Origin of the sequence: Paenibacillus sp. FSL R5-0636 (assembly GCF_037974255.1) — a bacterium.
GTDB classification, from domain to species: domain Bacteria; phylum Bacillota; class Bacilli; order Paenibacillales; family Paenibacillaceae; genus Paenibacillus_AQ; species Paenibacillus_AQ odorifer.
In genome coordinates this window covers 6,432,268-6,447,674 of record NZ_CP150232.1, presented here as the reverse complement: position 1 = coordinate 6,447,674, position 15,407 = coordinate 6,432,268, and the positions used below count along the sequence as shown (strand labels likewise).

Here is a 15,407-nt window from a genome sequence, read left to right as displayed (position 1 = left end):
AATGGTAAACTTTCATTAGAAGAAAATGATCCGAATTGTAAACAGTTCGGACCGTAAGGAGAACAAATGGCTAAAGCAAAAACAAAATTTTTTTGCACCGACTGTGGATACGAATCGCCAAAATGGTTCGGGAAATGCCCAGGGTGCCAGGCTTGGAACTCCATGGTGGAGGAAACGGAAAGCGTAGTCAAAACACAGGGAATGAATGCCCCTATTTTTCATAGTAAAGAAAAGGCACAGTCGATCATAAGTATAGAAAGTGACAAGGAACCGCGCATACTGACAGGTATAGGTGAGCTTAACCGTGTTCTCGGTGGGGGGATCGTACCAGGATCGCTGGTACTAGTAGGGGGAGACCCAGGAATCGGTAAATCTACGCTCTTATTACAGACCTCGCATGCCCTTACAACACAGGGATTGCGAGTACTGTATATCTCGGGCGAAGAATCGGTAAGGCAAACTAAGCTGCGCGCGGATCGCCTCGATGCGTTGTCAACGGAGCTTTATGTACTATGTGAGACAAATATGGAAAGCATAGAAGAAGCGATCGAACAAATCCAGCCACAATTTCTTGTCATCGATTCTATTCAGACCGTATTTATGCCAGAAGTAACGAGTGCGCCAGGCAGCGTGACCCAGGTTCGGGAGTGTACGACAAGATTTATGCGTATCGCTAAGATTCGTGGAATTGCAACAGTTCTCGTTGGTCATGTTACCAAGGAAGGGGCTATTGCTGGACCACGGATGCTTGAACATATGGTGGACTGCGTGCTGTATTTTGAGGGTGAGCGGCATCATACGTATAGACTTTTGCGGGCTGTAAAAAACCGCTTTGGCTCTACGAATGAAATCGGCATTTTCGAAATGGGTGAAGCGGGGCTTACCGAAGTAGAGAATCCATCGGAGCTCTTTTTATCGGAACGTCCGCTTGGCGTGGCTGGTTCTACTGTGGTGGCAAGTATGGAGGGAACTAGACCTGTGCTTGTAGAACTTCAGGCACTTGTTGCTGCCACCCACTTCCCTTCCCCACGGCGAATGTGCACAGGCATGGATCACCAGCGGATGGCACTTATTATCGCTGTACTCGAGAAACGGATGGGCATGTTCCTGCAGAATCAGGATGCATACCTTAATGTTGCCGGGGGAGTAAAGCTGGATGAACCGGCGATTGATCTAGCTGTAGCTATTAGTATCGCCTCCAGTTTTCGTGATATTTCAACAAAACCTTACGACGTTTTCTTCGGAGAAGTAGGACTTACCGGTGAGGTAAGAGGCGTTTCGCGCGCGGAAATGCGCGTTAAGGAGGCCGCAAAGCTTGGCTTCCGGCGGGTGATTATGCCTGAGAAGAGCATGAAGGGATGGAAGCACCCGCAAGATATCCAGATTATTGGCGTCAGTACCGTAGCAGATGCACTATCGGTCGCGTTAGATTAGGGGGCACAGGGATATGAAAGAATATAACCAATTAGAGAATATGAATGATCTGCTCAGACTGGCGGCACCGGGTACACCTTTTCGGGAAGGTTTGGAGAATGTGCTGCGCGCTAAGACAGGGGCACTTATTGTCGTAGGGTACAGTCCTGAGGTGATGGACGTAGTGGATGGCGGATTCTCCATTAACTGCGATTTTTCGCCCAATTATTTATATGAGCTAGCTAAAATGGACGGAGCTATTATTCTAAGCGAGGATTTAAAGCGTATATTGTATGCTAATACACAACTTATACCGGATTCCTCTATCTCATCCATCGAGACGGGGATCCGTCACCGGACCGCGGAGCGTGTAGCGAAGCAAACGGGTAAGCTGGTGGTTTCCATTTCACAACGCCGCAATATCATCACGCTTTATCAAGGCTCGATACGTTATGCACTCAAAGAGATCGGCGCTATTTTGGCAAAGGCTAACCAAGCGATTCAGACACTCGAGAAGTATAAAGCAGTGCTCACGCAAGGACTGACGAATTTGTCAGCTTCAGAATATGAGGGCATTGTTACCGTTGCTGAAGTAGTGGGTGTTATCCAGCGTGTAGAGATGGTTCTGCGCATAAAAATGGAGATCAAACGTTATATCAACGAATTGGGCAACGAAGGACGCTTGATCAGCATGCAGATGGAAGAACTGGTTGGAAATACAGAGGAAGAAGCATGGCTTCTATACAGAGACTATGCTAAGGAAGAGCAGGAGGATAAAATCCGTGAAATTATCGCCGGTCTCAAACGGATAAGCGATGATGATCTGATGGATGATAACCATATTGCCCGTATACTGGGTTATTCTTCTACGGCAATTACCTCTGAAGAAGTGGTGACTCCACGTGGTTATCGCCTGCTTAACAAAATTCCGCGGCTTCCGAATGTGATCATTCACAATCTGGTGGAGCGGTTTGAAATGCTGCCTAATTTGATGTCCGCAAGCATTGCTGAATTGGATGAAGTGGACGGAATTGGGGAGGTGCGGGCCCGTAATATTCAGGATGGGCTCAAACGTTTACAGAAGCAAGTTCTTATTGACAGGCAAATGTAAATAACATACAATCACGTAATATTGGGGACGTTAAAGGCCAAAGTTAGAAAATTGAGGTGAAGAAATGATACAAAAATCAATTCCGAGTCTTTTTACGATAGGTAATTTGATGCTCGGAATGTTTGGTATCATGATGGCGTTTGACGGTAAGATTAGCATGGCCGCTATCATGGTTATTATTGCTATGCTGTTAGACGGCTTAGATGGTCGAGTAGCTCGCGCTCTAAAATGCGAAAGCGAATTTGGCAAGGAGCTGGACTCCTTATCTGATGTCGTTTCTTTCGGAGTCGCACCGGCCGTTATTTTGTACGTCTCAAGCCTGCAGGATTTGAACTCTGCATTAGGCTGGACAGTAACTGCGATTTTTCCGGTGTTTGGTGCTTTGCGCTTAGCCCGTTTTAATGTTCGTCCGGGGGTTCCGGGTTATTTTATCGGTTTGCCAATTCCTGCTGCAGGTGGTGTACTGGCCACATTAGCTCTTTTTAATAAAGATGTTTCGGCTCCGTTTATGATCGTTGCTACACTGCTCTTATCTTATTTGATGGTCAGCACTGTTAAATATCCTAATTTCAAAAAGATTGGATTGCCGAAAAAAGCGGTGGTTGGAGCGCCAGTGGTTATTGTTGTTGCAGTGGCTGTAGCTGTAGTGTTCCCAGAGCAAATCGCTAAGCTGATCTTTGTCTTACTTGGAATTTACGCATTATACGGCTTTAAGCAAAATATTGATCGGTTGACTGCCAGACGCCGTCATCGTCGTCGTAGCCGTTCAGAGGATAAAGTGTATCACTCCAAGAACGGTTAATCGGTCCATAAGGTAAGGTAACTGAATAAATTATGACCAAAGGTTTTGTCTTCCCTAGGGGATGGCAAAGCCTTTTTGCATTTCCAGCACTAACCCAAGTTTATCGTCTTGAAAATTGGAACATACTGGTGAGGAATAGATCCATTTAGGATGAATAAAAAGGAGGTGCGTTAGGTTATGTGGAAAAAAGTGATTTTGTCTTTTGCCTTAATATGTGGTGCTTGGTCAGGTTTTTCGCTATACCATGCGCTCGAAAGAGGATTCCCCAAGGGGATGGAAAAGCTGGGTGAAAGCTTACCTGTAGAAGGAAGCATTTTATTTACGGTGCTGGGTGCCATTATTTTTTTGTTTGCGGGGTCTTTATGCGCGGAATGGGGAGGTTCAAAACTTCGGGAGGCGGTTCACTACTGTTCGCGTATTCCAATGAATGAATTAGCTGCAAGTGCAGCTGGGCTTACAGGGGGGCTTCTGTTATCTCTTCTGTTATACCCTGCAATGATCTGGCTTGGGAAAGCTGGGCAGCTGCTGCAAGTGCCAGCTACGTTAGCTTTTGGATATCTGGGGCTGCGGATCGGTTTGGAGAAAAAAGAGGAGCTAGCTGCACTGTGGACATCTGGACGCTGGGGTCAAGCGGCTGAGCCGGAAGGCCGCGGGCTTGAGGAACATAAAATCCTCGACACAAGTGTTATTATCGATGGAAGAATCGCTGACATTTGTAAGACGGGATTTATTGAGGGAACCATTGTCATACCTGAATTCGTACTAGAAGAGCTCCAGCATATTGCTGATTCTTCGGATTTGTTGAAGCGGAACCGGGGACGGCGTGGGCTTGATATTCTAAACAAAATTCAAAAAGAGCTTGATGTGAAGGTATTGATCTATGAGGGAGATTTTGAAGAAATCTCTGAGGTTGACAGTAAGTTAGTGAAGTTGGCGAAGGTACTGCAAGGTAAAGTAGTCACTAATGATTTCAACTTAAATAAGGTTTGCGAATTGCAGGGCGTTTCCGTTCTGAATATTAACGATCTGGCGAATGCTGTGAAGCCAGTAGTGCTGCCCGGTGAGGAAATCGTAGTTCAGGTCATTAAGGATGGCAAAGAGCATGGGCAAGGTGTAGCCTACTTAGACGATGGAACGATGATTGTTGTAGAGGGCGGACGGGAATATATCGGGACTACGATGGAGGTTCTGGTCACTAGCGTGCTGCAAACTTCGGCCGGACGAATGATATTTGCTAAGCCAAAACTTTTGGAAAAAGCGCAATAAGTGAAGATAAAGTGTATGGGGACTGTCCTATGGGTTGGAAATGCCCGCCAAACACGTTATGATGGGATTATACGTGAAAGACAGGAGCCAGATTAATGTCAAACAGTGTGGGCGTCGTCATTGTGGCGGCAGGCAGAGGAACGCGAATGGGAACTGCGGAGAGCAAGCAATATTTGTTACTGCAGGGGAAGCCGATTATCGTTCATACGCTGGAGGTATTCCAGCAGCACGAATTGATCTCTGAAATCGTGCTCGTAACCGGTGAAGAGGATGTTGAACGCTGCCGGGAATGGATACAGCTCTATAAGCTGGACAAGGTTAAGGCTATAGTAACTGGTGGATCTGAGCGTCAGCATTCCGTACATAAAGGGTTGTTGAAACTTACGACACAGTGGGTAATGGTACATGATGGTGTTCGTCCGTTTGTACAGCCGAATGAAATTGAGGCTTGCTACGAACGAGCGAAGCAGATGGGTGCTTCGGTTCTTGCTGTACCCGTCAAGGATACGATCAAACAGGTGGATAATGAAGGACAAGTACTGTCTACGCCGGATCGGCGAAGTCTGTGGGCGATTCAAACCCCGCAGACTTTTCGTCTTTCTGATTTGCTGGAGGCTTATGCAGCGGCGGAACGGGATGGCTTTCTGGGCACCGATGACTCCAGCTTGGCGGAGCGTGCGGGGATTCCGGTTTCTGTGGTAGAGGGAAGCTACAGAAATATTAAGATTACGACACCTGATGATTTGGATTATGCAGAATTCACAGAAAGAAACAGGGGAGAGGGACAATCATGATCGCTGTAGGACAAGGATTTGATGTGCATCAGCTGGTAGAGGGCAGGCCTTGTATTATTGGGGGAGTTACGATTCCTTACGAAAAAGGATTGCTTGGGCATTCCGATGCAGATGTACTGCTGCATGCAGTTAGTGACGCGATTCTAGGCGCACTTGGACTTGGTGATATCGGCAGACATTTTCCGGATACAGATCCAGCCTTTAAGGACGCAGATAGCTTGAAGTTATTAGAAGAGGTATGGGCACTTGCTCGTGAGCGAGGATATAAGCTGGGAAATATCGATTCAACAATTATCGCCCAAAAGCCTAAGATGGCTCCATACATTCCACAAATGACCGAGATTATCGCACGTGCGCTTAATGCCGACCCGTCCAAGGTGAATGTTAAAGCTACTACAACTGAGCAGCTTGGTTTTGCCGGACGCGGCGAAGGAATTGCCGCACAATCTATTGTCTGTCTACTCCAAGATGTGATATCATCTTGAGATGGTCTAAGTAGTAAATTAAGTTCAACCATATGAAGCGGAGGGAATACAATGACGGATGAAGTCCGGGTGCGTTACGCACCGAGCCCTACGGGACATTTACATATAGGTAACGCCAGAACGGCGCTGTTTAACTATCTGTTCGCCCGTAATAAAGGCGGTAAATTCATTATCAGAATTGAAGATACAGACGTAAAGCGCAATGTCGCTGGTGGTGAAGAGAGCCAGCTTAAGTATTTGAAATGGCTGGGTATGGATTGGGATGAGAGCGTTGATGTGGGCGGAGAGTACGGACCTTATCGTCAGACAGAACGTCTTGACTTATATCGTGTACATTGGCAGGATTTGCTGGACAGAGGTCTGGCTTACCGCTGCTATTGCACAGAGGAAGAGCTGGAAGCGGAACGTGAAGAACAGACTGCTCGCGGAGAAACGCCTCGTTATTCTGGCAAACATCGTGATCTGACTGAAGAGCAACGTCTAGCTTTTGAAGCTGAGGGACGAGTTGCCAGCATTCGCTTCCGTGTGCCAGAAGATCGTACGTATGCGTTTGATGATCTCGTAAAAGGCAGTATTTCTTTTGACACAAAAGAAATGGGTGACTTTGTTATTGTGAAGAAGGACGGAATTCCGACCTATAACTTCGCGGTAGCTGTTGACGATCATCTGATGGCTATTACCCACGTATTGCGTGGAGAAGACCATATTTCCAACACACCCCGCCAGCTTATGATCTATGAAGCGCTTGGCTGGGAGCCACCTTTATTTGGTCACATGACGCTTATTGTTGGCGACAACCACAAGAAGCTCAGCAAACGGGATGAATCCGTTATTCAGTTTATCGAGCAATATGATGAATTGGGTTACTTGCCTGAGGCTCTGGTTAACTTCATTTCTCTGCTTGGCTGGTCTCCAGAGGGAGAAGAAGAGATCTTCAGTAAAGAAGAACTTATTTCTATTTTTGATGCGGACCGTTTGTCCAAAAGCCCGGCTGTATTTGATAAAAACAAGCTGGCGCATCTGAATAATCATTATATTAAGCATGCTGATCCTAAACGGATCTCTGCGCTAGCTATTCCACATCTGCAAAAAGCGGGTAAAATACCTGCTGAGCTGAACGAAGAGCAACAAGCATGGGCGGAAAGCCTTGTCGCGTTGTATCAAGAGCAGATGACTGCAGCTTCTGACATCGTGGCGCTATCGGAACTGTTCTTCCGCAGTCACCTAGAGTTAGAGACGGAAGCAGCGCAGGTTCTGGCTGAAAGCCAAGTCCCTGAGGTATTGTCTGCTTTTCTGGCTAAGGTTGAAGCCTGTCAGGATTTCAGTGCAAGCAACATGGCTGTTCTGATTAAGGAAGTACAGAAAGAAACAGGTCATAAGGGCAAAGCACTCTTTATGCCAATTCGTGTGGCTCTGACCGGACAAACGCACGGACGTGATCTTAATATAACCATTGCTTTGCTCGGCAAAAATCGCGTTATCGAACGTTTGAAATCACAAATTAAGGGCGCTTAAGGTCGTATTTCATACGACTAAACCCCCTTGTCAGTATCTTGTCTTTTGCGCTAAGATAGAATTATATGATAATAGCTGTGATCAGGAGAAGTACGTCCATTGAAGACAATTGCCAGAGAGAATAACCGAGAAAGGGACACCCTTTCGGGCTGGGAGTTATTCATTTGTCCGGGGCAGAACATGCGCCTGTGAGCTGCACGGTTGAATGACCTTTTTAAGGCTCATTAGATCGCGCCGGGAACGTCGCCGTTAATGATGCCAAGTGGAATGAAGAAATTCTGCCGTTTGTTACAATAGCGGCTCATTTGATTCGTTCAAGCAGAGTGGAACCGCGGTTAAACGTCTCTGCAGCATTATGCTGCAGGGGCGTTTTTTGTCTAAATATAAGCAAAAATAATTTTCATACAATACTCTTTGTCTTATATTTCTACGAGATAACAAACCAAGCGAACACTCACAGCATATGTATGATAAGGATGATGGGCCTGGAGACAATACCTTTCTTGTGTACCTGTAAACAGGAGATAAGGAAGTTAAGAAGAGAGGAACCGTGATGTTTAAGCATATTAAGTCGGACATTCGGGCGGTATTTGATAACGATCCTGCTGCCCGCAGCTGGTTCGAGGTTGTCTTCACATATGCCGGCTTGCACGCCATTTGGGGTCACCGGATCGCCCACTCTTTTTTCAAACGCCGCTGGTATACAATGGCTCGTATGGTTTCGCAGTTTAGCAGATTTATGACTGGTGTTGAGATCCATCCCGGAGCTGTCATCGGAAACAGGCTGTTTATCGACCATGGTATGGGGATTGTTATTGGAGAAACCTGCGAAATCGGTGATGATGTTATAATCTATCAAGGGGTTACGCTTGGAGGAACCGGAAAAGAAAAAGGTAAGCGACATCCCACGGTTGGCAACAATGTAGTTATTGGTTCCGGTGCGAAGGTTTTAGGATCTTTTCGTATTGGTGACAATTCAAATATAGGTTCGAATGCTGTTGTGTTGCGTGAAGTGCCTAACAACAGTACAGTAGTAGGGAATCCAGGTCGTGTGGTAAAACGTAATGGAGAACGGGTATCCGATCGGCTCGATCATACGAAGATGCCTGACCCGCTTGTCGATTCACTGCGGTTTTTGCAGAAAGAAATCGAAGAAATTAGGGAAAAGCTTGGCGCAGAAGATAAACAAAAAACCGCACAGCGGATAGCAGAAGCTCAGCAGTATATTGGTGACTATGAAATTTAAGCATCCCGGTATTAAGGAATCCGGAAGAACAGAAAGGGCTGGAATAAGGATGGCTTTACAAATATATAACACAATGACACGCAGCAAGGAGCAGTTTGTGCCCCAGGAGCCGGGCAAAGTTAAGATGTATGTGTGTGGTCCAACCGTTTATGGATATATGCATATCGGAAATGCTAGACCTATAATTGTTTTTGATATGGTCCGGAATTACTTGGAGCAGTTAGGTAATGAGGTGCGTTATGTTACGAATTTCACGGATGTTGATGATAAACTGATTCGCAAAGCCGAAGAAATGAACACTACTGTAGCAGAGGTAGCGGAAACTTTCATTGCTGCTTACCGTGAGGATCTGGAAGGGCTTGGTGTTAAACCGGCAACCTTGAATCCCCGTGTAACGGAAAGCATGGCGCTGATCATTGGATTTATTAAAGAGCTTGAGGAAAAAGGATTCGCATACGAAAGCGGTGGCGATGTATATTACCGCACTTCAAAATTTGAAGACTACGGTAAATTATCTCGTCAGAATCTGGATGAGCTGCAGTTTGGTATCCGTGTTGAGGTGGACTCACGTAAGGAAAAACCGGAGGATTTTGTGCTTTGGAAAGCAGCCAAACCTGGTGAAGTGCACTGGAGTAGCCCTTGGGGAGACGGACGTCCCGGCTGGCATATTGAATGCTCGGCTATGGCGCGGGAGTTCTTGGGGGATACGATCGATATCCATGGTGGTGGACAAGATTTGCAGTTCCCACATCATGAATGCGAATGCGCTCAGACTGAAGCTCTGACTGGTAAACCACTCTCTAATTACTGGATGCATAATGGATTCATCAACATCGGTGATGAGAAAATGTCGAAATCGCTCGGTAATGGCTGGCTTGTAAAAGACATCCGTGAGCGTTTTAAAGCAGGAGCTATCCGCTATTTCATGCTATCGACCCATTACCGCAACCCGTTGAATTTCTCAGAGGAATCTATGACTTCCGCCGAAAAGAGCGTTGAACGGATCACGCTTGCAGAGAGTAACGTTAAACATCGGCTTGAACTCGCTGCTGATGGTGCTCAAGGTGAAGTCAACTCAGAGATTAATGATAAGCTGTCGGCTATAGTGGCCAATTTCCATGCTAGAATGCAGGATGACTTTAATACGCCTGATGCGATCACGGCTATGTTCGATTGGGTGAGTCTGGCAAACCATACGCTTGCGAATAACGAGGCTGCTCCTGCTGATTTTGCTGCATTACTGCAAGCTTTTGGCGAAATGAATGCTGTGCTGCGTTTGACGCCTGAACTGGAAGAGGAAATTGCAAGTGAAGAAGTTGAACGGTTGATCGCCGAGCGGGTTGAAGCTCGTAAGAATAAGAATTGGAGCCGGTCTGACGAGATCCGTGATGAATTAGGCCGCTTGGGCATATTGCTTGAGGATACTCCACAAGGAATGCGGTGGCGTCGTAAATGAGTGAGGAACGCAAGTTTGATAACGGATGGTTTCCTTATGAGCCTTCCAAACCTGCGCGACTACTTTCGCCTATTGTTCTAGCTTATGTAGGAGATGCTATCTATGAGGTGGCTGTTCGCCAGTATTTAGTATCTCTTCCGAATTTGCGTCCGAACCATTTGCATCGTTCTGCTACAGGGCTGGTATCTGCTAAAGCACAGTGTGCAATTCTGAACTTTTTGGAGCCTAGTCTCACGGAAGAGGAGAAGGATGTCGCCCGTCAGGGGAGAAATGCGAAATCGGGAAGTGTTCCTAAGAATGCGGATGTGCTTGAATACCGTCATGCTACAGCTTTTGAGTGCTTGATTGGTTACTTGTACTACACAGGACAACAGGAGAGAATAGAAGAAATTGTGCACAAGGGTATACAGTTTATGTTGAAACAGCCGTGATAGGCTTTGGCGAAATAGAAAATAGGAGAAGTGAACATGGAAGAAGAATTGAAGACTGAAGAGGAAATATTGGCAGGGAAGCATTCTGTGCTTGAAGCGCTTCGTGCTGGTCGTACATTAAATAAAATATGGATCGCAGAGACAGCCCAGAAGCATCTGACAGCACCCATCGTTGCCGAAGCCCGGAAAGCGGGAATTGTCATTCAGCATGTGGACAAGCGTAAGTTGGATCAACTGGCACCAGGTGTGCAGCATCAAGGGGTGGTTGCACAAGCAGCACCATTTGCCTATGTTGAAGTGGATGATTTGTTAGCTATAGCAGAAGCCAAAGGAGAACCGGCATTCCTTATTTTGCTTGATGAAATTGAAGATCCTCATAACCTGGGCTCGATTCTGCGGACGGCGGATTGTACTGGAGTACATGGGGTAATCGTACCTAAACGCCGTTCGGCTCAGATAACTGCGACCGTGTCCAAAACATCCGCGGGTGCTGTGGAGTATGTTCCGGTTGCCCGGGTTACAAACCTGGGTCAGACCATTGACCGTCTAAAAGAGCAGGGAGTCTGGGTAGTAGGAACAGACGTGGATACCGAACAGAATCTATACCAATCCGATATTTTCACGGGTCCGGTAGCTGTTGTAATCGGCAATGAGAATAAAGGAATGGGACGCCTGATTCGTGAAAAATGTGATGTGCTTCTTAAGCTGCCGATGGCCGGAAAGATCAATTCATTAAATGCCTCTGTCGCCGCAGGAGTCATTATGTATGAAGTGATACGCCGCCGGCAACTGCAGGGATAGCTATGGCCGACTGGCGCGATGTGCTGCTTGTGGATGGATATAACATGATCGGTGGCTGGCCGGAACTTGTGGCACTGTCCCAGATTGGTATGCAGGAAGCACGCGACCGCTTGATGGATTTGCTGGCAGATTACCAGGCTTTCTCTGGACGAAGAGTTATTGCTGTTTTTGATGCATACCGTGTTCCGGGGTTGGGAAGGTCTTTTGTCCAGGGTAAGGTCCAGGTGTACTTCACCAAGGAAAAAGAAACCGCAGATGAATGCATTGAGCGACTGGTTGGGGAATATAGCAATCGGCGCCGGCAGATCTATGTGGCTACGAGTGATTTTATAGAGCAGCATATTATTTTTGCACAAGGTGCATTGCGAATTTCGGCAAGGGAATTGCATCTGGAAATTGAAGAGAATCAAAAACAAGTAAAAAAAGCTATCGAACCTGGCGGTGTCAGTTCTACTCGTCATTCTTTGGAAGACAAACTGCCTCCCGATGTGCGCAGTAAGCTGGAAAAATGGCGCAGACAGTGAGATCGAGGAAGAATCAGGAAATATTTTATTCCAATTTATGCTATTCTAGATTGATTTTGGACAAACTCCGGTTGACGGTGGAAGGTAACATAATATATACTGATCCTATATTTCGCGAAGTAACGATGTGTCTTGCGTTGCAGCCGGGGGGATTCTTGGTGAGTGTCGACCTCAAGGAAATAATGCTGTCTGAGTATGATTTCATAAGTGATGAAGATATTGTCGAGGCTTTCCGTGGTGGCGACAGTGGCGCATTAGAACACTTGATTAATAAATACCGTAACTTTGTACGTGCTAAAGCCCGCTCTTATTTCTTGATCGGGGCAGACCGTGAAGATATTGTACAAGAAGGAATGATTGGTCTATACAAGGCTATTCGTGACTTTAAAGGTGACAAGCTCTCTTCATTCAAGGCTTTTGCTGAGCTCTGCATTACACGACAGATTATAACGGCTATTAAGACGGCCACTCGTCAGAAACATATTCCGCTGAACTCTTATGTTTCCTTGGACAAGCCCATTTATGACGAAGATTCTGATAGAACACTTATGGATGTCATTTGTGGAACACAGGTTCTAGATCCAGAAGAGCTAATTATTAATCAAGAAGAATTCATTGGTCTTGAAGATAAGATGGCGGAGATTCTAAGTGACTTGGAGCGCAAGGTTCTGATGTTGTATTTAGACGGAAGATCCTATCAAGAGATTGCTGAAGATCTTAAGCGGCATGTGAAGTCTATTGATAACGCTCTACAACGAGTAAAAAGGAAATTAGAAAGATATCTAGAAGTACGTGACAATTGATGATATAATGAACAAGAGAGGGCTCGGACATCGAGTTCTTTTTTTTAGTCTTTTTGAAATCACTCGGATAGAATTAGGTGCTTGCACCATAAATTTCTATTTGAGCCGATTTTAGTCGTTGCCGTTGAAGGTAGGTTTATACACAGACGGAATACCCCATAATGGTAAGGAAGACAGCGAAGTGTGAGGAAGAGATAGACCCAAAGACAGGGTACGGCCATATGACTACTAAACCCGGAATTACCCAGTGCAGAACGGAATTCTTTCGTTGACACAGACCTTGACATTATGCTAAAGTGTTTTAGGTAGGCCTAAATTCGCGGCTTTTTTTTAGGATCAATATTTGCGTCTTCTAATGTGAATTAGAAGGACGTCTCGGGAGGTGCACATCATGCGGGTAATTATCACTTTGGCTTGTACAAGTTGCAAACAAAGAAACTATGCGACTACCAAAAACAAGCGAAATCACCCCGACCGCATGGAGATGAAGAAATTTTGCAAGTATTGTAACTCGCAAACTCCTCATCGCGAAACCAGATAGTCTGTGGAGGTGTAGTCGGCATGAAACGTAGTTTCAAGTCTATGTTTTCCTTTTTCACTGAGAGCTGGAGTGAACTCAAAAAGGTTCGCTGGCCAAGTCGTAAAGAATTGACCAACTATACATTGATCGTTCTCGGTACGATTGTAGTTGTCGCTATTTACTTCTGGGTTCTGGACATCGGTATTTCCGCTGTGATTGAAGCGATTATTTAGAGAGGTCCCAGGTGGCTTGATATGGAAAAAAGATGGTATGTCGTTCATACCTATTCTGGGTATGAGAATAAGGTCAAAGCCAATTTGGAAAAGCGCGTTGAGTCCATGGGCATGGAAGACAAAATATTCCGCGTTCTTGTTCCTATGGAAGAAGAAATCGTAAACAAAGACGGTAAGAAAAAAACCGTTATGCGTAAAGTTTACCCCGGATATGTTTTGGTGGAAATGGTTCAGACTGATGATTCCTGGTATGTTGTCCGCAATACTCCGGGCGTTACTGGATTTGTTGGTTCGACAGGCTCAGGGTCTAAACCAACAGCTTTGCTTCCGGAAGAGGTAGAACAAATTCTGAAGCATATGGGCATGGTTGAACCTAAAGCGAAGATTGATTTCGAAATCAAGGAATCCGTACGTATTATGGTTGGTCCGTTTGCGAATTTTGTGGGCTCCGTGGAAGAAATTTTGGCTGACAAGAGCAAGATCAAAGTGCATGTTAACATGTTTGGACGGGAAACCCCGCTAGAGTTGGATTTCACTCAAGTGGAGAAAATATAACATAAGCTAGGGTTTCTTGTGGGAGAGCGCTATTGGCGTTCGAAGACCACTATTTTTGCAAGGAGGTGTCACTCATGGCTAAAAAAGTTATTAAAATGGTGAAACTGCAGATTCCTGCAGGGAAAGCGAATCCAGCGCCTCCAGTAGGTCCGGCGTTAGGTCAAGCAGGTGTCAACATCATGGCATTCTGTAAGGAATTTAATGCTCGTACTGCCGACCAGGCTGGCTTGATCATTCCGGTTGAAATTACAGTATTTGAAGACCGTTCCTTTACTTTCATCACTAAAACTCCTCCGGCTGCTGTTCTGCTTCGCATCGCTGCTAAAGTAGAAAAAGGATCCGGCGAACCAAACAAGAAAAAAGTAGCAAAAATCGGCCGCGCTGCGGTACGTGAAATTGCTGAAACAAAAATGCCTGACCTTAACGCTGCAACTGTTGAAGCTGCAATGCGTATGGTTGAAGGTACTGCCCGCAGTATGGGTATCACAATCGAAGACTAGTAGTTTTCGAAGAATCGGTCATTCGTGACCCGCAAGTATGTGGGAGGAATTTCCGCTAACACCACAAAGGAGGAACATTTTCATGGCTAAACATGGTAAGAAATACCAAGAAGCTGCTAAGCTGATCAACAGCGAAGCAACTTACGAGCCTTCAGAAGCTGTAGAGCTTGTGAAAAAGGCAGCGACTGCTAAGTTCGACGAAACCGTTGAAGCAGCAGTTCGTCTGGGTGTAGACCCGCGTAAACAAGACCAAGCAGTTCGTGGTGTTGTTGTCCTGCCTCACGGCACTGGTAAAACACAACGCGTGCTTGTATTTGCAAAAGGTGAAAAAGCGAAAGAGGCAGAAGCTGCTGGCGCTGATTTTGTTGGTGATCAAGACATGATCAACAAAATTCAACAAGGCTGGTTTGAATTTGATGTCTGCGTAGCTACACCTGATATGATGAGTGAAGTCGGTAAACTGGGTCGTCTGCTTGGTGGTAAAGGTCTTATGCCTAACCCTAAAGCTGGCACAGTTACATTCGATGTTTCCAAGGCTGTGCAAGAAATCAAAGCCGGTAAAATCGAATACCGTCTCGACAAAGCAGGTCAAATTCACGCGCCAATCGGCAAAGTGTCCTTTGATGCTGCACAATTGAACGATAACCTTAAAGCTCTTATCGACGCTTTGAACCGTGCGAAACCAGCTGCTGCTAAAGGTGTATACCTTAAAGGCATCTCGATTTCTTCCACAATGGGTCCTAGCGCTCGTGTGAACACAACCGTCTTCAGATAATTAAGGGTTGACTCTTTGAGTCAATTTTGATAATCTATAACAGTTGTGAAACTTAAGGTATCAATCTTAACCTTGAATATGCTTACCGTAGACAGTAGGTGCCTTAGTGCTTAATTTCCTACCGAGGTGTTGTGATAGAAACAAGAAGTAACGAGCTCGCTCGTATAACTTTCGTTT

General features: G+C 45.8%; 18 protein-coding genes and 1 other annotated feature (1 of these 19 running past the window's edge). All 18 genes read left to right on the top strand.

The genetic code is table 11. From position 1 onward, the window contains the following. The first annotated feature begins 66 nt into the window (after window positions 1–66). The 18 genes from radA to rplA all read left to right on the top strand — a co-directional run bounded on the left by radA (window position 67) and on the right by rplA (window position 15,230). On the top strand, window positions 67–1,434 hold the full coding sequence (gene radA / locus MKX34_RS29600; protein WP_036680472.1) for a DNA repair protein RadA: 1,368 nt from the start codon (window positions 67–69) through the stop codon (window positions 1,432–1,434). Window positions 1,435–1,447: 13 nt separating this feature from the next. Then, window positions 1,448–2,524 (top strand): DNA integrity scanning diadenylate cyclase DisA, encoded by a 1,077-nt coding sequence (gene disA, locus MKX34_RS29595; protein WP_036680475.1) that lies wholly within the window; start codon window positions 1,448–1,450, stop codon window positions 2,522–2,524. A gap of 64 nt (window positions 2,525–2,588) precedes the next feature. After that, a complete protein-coding gene (gene pssA / locus MKX34_RS29590; RefSeq protein WP_036680477.1) occupies window positions 2,589–3,326 on the top strand; it encodes a CDP-diacylglycerol--serine O-phosphatidyltransferase in 738 nt (245 codons plus the stop codon). A 177-nt stretch (window positions 3,327–3,503) separates the two neighbouring features. Next, window positions 3,504–4,592, top strand: coding sequence for a PIN/TRAM domain-containing protein (locus MKX34_RS29585; RefSeq protein WP_036680481.1), 1,089 nt, complete (start codon window positions 3,504–3,506; stop codon window positions 4,590–4,592). Between the two features lie 95 nt (window positions 4,593–4,687). Next, window positions 4,688–5,386, top strand: coding sequence for a 2-C-methyl-D-erythritol 4-phosphate cytidylyltransferase (gene ispD / locus MKX34_RS29580; RefSeq protein ID WP_036680484.1), 699 nt, complete (start codon window positions 4,688–4,690; stop codon window positions 5,384–5,386). Beyond that, complete coding sequence (gene ispF / locus MKX34_RS29575) at window positions 5,383–5,871, top strand: 2-C-methyl-D-erythritol 2,4-cyclodiphosphate synthase (protein WP_036680486.1); 489 nt, start codon at window positions 5,383–5,385, stop codon at window positions 5,869–5,871. The genes ispD and ispF overlap by 4 nt, the downstream gene beginning before the upstream one ends. 51 nt (window positions 5,872–5,922) lie before the next feature. Then, entirely contained in the window at window positions 5,923–7,386 is a 1,464-nt protein-coding gene (gltX, locus tag MKX34_RS29570; RefSeq protein ID WP_036680487.1) for a glutamate--tRNA ligase, read from the top strand. A gap of 553 nt (window positions 7,387–7,939) precedes the next feature. Then, on the top strand, window positions 7,940–8,632 hold the full coding sequence (gene cysE / locus MKX34_RS29565; protein WP_036680489.1) for a serine O-acetyltransferase: 693 nt from the start codon (window positions 7,940–7,942) through the stop codon (window positions 8,630–8,632). 49 nt (window positions 8,633–8,681) lie between these two features. Beyond that, window positions 8,682–10,088, top strand: coding sequence for a cysteine--tRNA ligase (gene cysS, locus MKX34_RS29560; RefSeq protein WP_076296941.1), 1,407 nt, complete (start codon window positions 8,682–8,684; stop codon window positions 10,086–10,088). After that, window positions 10,085–10,519, top strand: a complete 435-nt coding sequence (locus MKX34_RS29555; RefSeq protein ID WP_038573467.1) for a Mini-ribonuclease 3 — start codon at window positions 10,085–10,087, stop codon at window positions 10,517–10,519. Before cysS ends, MKX34_RS29555 begins: the two co-directional genes overlap by 4 nt. Window positions 10,520–10,555: 36 nt before the next feature. Continuing rightward, a complete protein-coding gene (rlmB, locus tag MKX34_RS29550; protein WP_076296936.1) occupies window positions 10,556–11,320 on the top strand; it encodes a 23S rRNA (guanosine(2251)-2'-O)-methyltransferase RlmB in 765 nt (254 codons plus the stop codon). A gap of 2 nt (window positions 11,321–11,322) precedes the next feature. Further along, on the top strand, window positions 11,323–11,844 hold the full coding sequence (locus MKX34_RS29545) for an NYN domain-containing protein (RefSeq protein ID WP_036680494.1): 522 nt from the start codon (window positions 11,323–11,325) through the stop codon (window positions 11,842–11,844). 158 nt (window positions 11,845–12,002) lie between these two features. After that, window positions 12,003–12,647, top strand: coding sequence for an RNA polymerase sporulation sigma factor SigH (gene sigH / locus MKX34_RS29540; RefSeq protein WP_036680496.1), 645 nt, complete (start codon window positions 12,003–12,005; stop codon window positions 12,645–12,647). A 391-nt stretch (window positions 12,648–13,038) separates the two neighbouring features. Next, on the top strand, window positions 13,039–13,188 hold the full coding sequence (gene rpmG / locus MKX34_RS29535; protein WP_076099620.1) for a 50S ribosomal protein L33: 150 nt from the start codon (window positions 13,039–13,041) through the stop codon (window positions 13,186–13,188). Between the two features lie 20 nt (window positions 13,189–13,208). After that, a complete protein-coding gene (gene secE, locus MKX34_RS29530) occupies window positions 13,209–13,400 on the top strand; it encodes a preprotein translocase subunit SecE (protein ID WP_036680497.1) in 192 nt (63 codons plus the stop codon). Between the two features lie 21 nt (window positions 13,401–13,421). Then, window positions 13,422–13,955, top strand: coding sequence for a transcription termination/antitermination protein NusG (gene nusG / locus MKX34_RS29525; protein WP_036680499.1), 534 nt, complete (start codon window positions 13,422–13,424; stop codon window positions 13,953–13,955). A 74-nt stretch (window positions 13,956–14,029) separates the two neighbouring features. Next, the gene (gene rplK, locus MKX34_RS29520; RefSeq protein ID WP_036680502.1) at window positions 14,030–14,455 is read left to right on the top strand and encodes a 50S ribosomal protein L11; all 426 of its coding nucleotides are present in this window, start codon (window positions 14,030–14,032) and stop codon (window positions 14,453–14,455) included. Window positions 14,456–14,537: 82 nt separating this feature from the next. Next, window positions 14,538–15,230 carry a 50S ribosomal protein L1 gene (rplA, locus tag MKX34_RS29515; RefSeq protein WP_036680504.1) on the top strand — a complete coding sequence of 231 codons (693 nt, stop codon included), beginning with the start codon at window positions 14,538–14,540 and terminating at the stop codon, window positions 15,228–15,230. Window positions 15,231–15,297: 67 nt separating this feature from the next. Further along, window positions 15,298–15,407: a sequence feature (ribosomal protein L10 leader region), on the top strand (it continues 43 nt past the right edge of the window).

Coding starts and splice junctions, on each gene's coding strand:
- radA (WP_036680472.1), top strand. CDS start 67: ATGGCTAAAGCAAAAACAAAATTTTTTTGCACCGACTGTGGATACGAA.
- disA (WP_036680475.1), top strand. CDS start 1,448: ATGAAAGAATATAACCAATTAGAGAATATGAATGATCTGCTCAGACTG.
- pssA (WP_036680477.1), top strand. CDS start 2,589: ATGATACAAAAATCAATTCCGAGTCTTTTTACGATAGGTAATTTGATG.
- MKX34_RS29585 (WP_036680481.1), top strand. CDS start 3,504: ATGTGGAAAAAAGTGATTTTGTCTTTTGCCTTAATATGTGGTGCTTGG.
- ispD (WP_036680484.1), top strand. CDS start 4,688: ATGTCAAACAGTGTGGGCGTCGTCATTGTGGCGGCAGGCAGAGGAACG.
- ispF (WP_036680486.1), top strand. CDS start 5,383: ATGATCGCTGTAGGACAAGGATTTGATGTGCATCAGCTGGTAGAGGGC.
- gltX (WP_036680487.1), top strand. CDS start 5,923: ATGACGGATGAAGTCCGGGTGCGTTACGCACCGAGCCCTACGGGACAT.
- cysE (WP_036680489.1), top strand. CDS start 7,940: ATGTTTAAGCATATTAAGTCGGACATTCGGGCGGTATTTGATAACGAT.
- cysS (WP_076296941.1), top strand. CDS start 8,682: ATGGCTTTACAAATATATAACACAATGACACGCAGCAAGGAGCAGTTT.
- MKX34_RS29555 (WP_038573467.1), top strand. CDS start 10,085: ATGAGTGAGGAACGCAAGTTTGATAACGGATGGTTTCCTTATGAGCCT.
- rlmB (WP_076296936.1), top strand. CDS start 10,556: ATGGAAGAAGAATTGAAGACTGAAGAGGAAATATTGGCAGGGAAGCAT.
- MKX34_RS29545 (WP_036680494.1), top strand. CDS start 11,323: ATGGCCGACTGGCGCGATGTGCTGCTTGTGGATGGATATAACATGATC.
- rpmG (WP_076099620.1), top strand. CDS start 13,039: ATGCGGGTAATTATCACTTTGGCTTGTACAAGTTGCAAACAAAGAAAC.
- secE (WP_036680497.1), top strand. CDS start 13,209: ATGAAACGTAGTTTCAAGTCTATGTTTTCCTTTTTCACTGAGAGCTGG.
- nusG (WP_036680499.1), top strand. CDS start 13,422: ATGGAAAAAAGATGGTATGTCGTTCATACCTATTCTGGGTATGAGAAT.
- rplK (WP_036680502.1), top strand. CDS start 14,030: ATGGCTAAAAAAGTTATTAAAATGGTGAAACTGCAGATTCCTGCAGGG.
- rplA (WP_036680504.1), top strand. CDS start 14,538: ATGGCTAAACATGGTAAGAAATACCAAGAAGCTGCTAAGCTGATCAAC.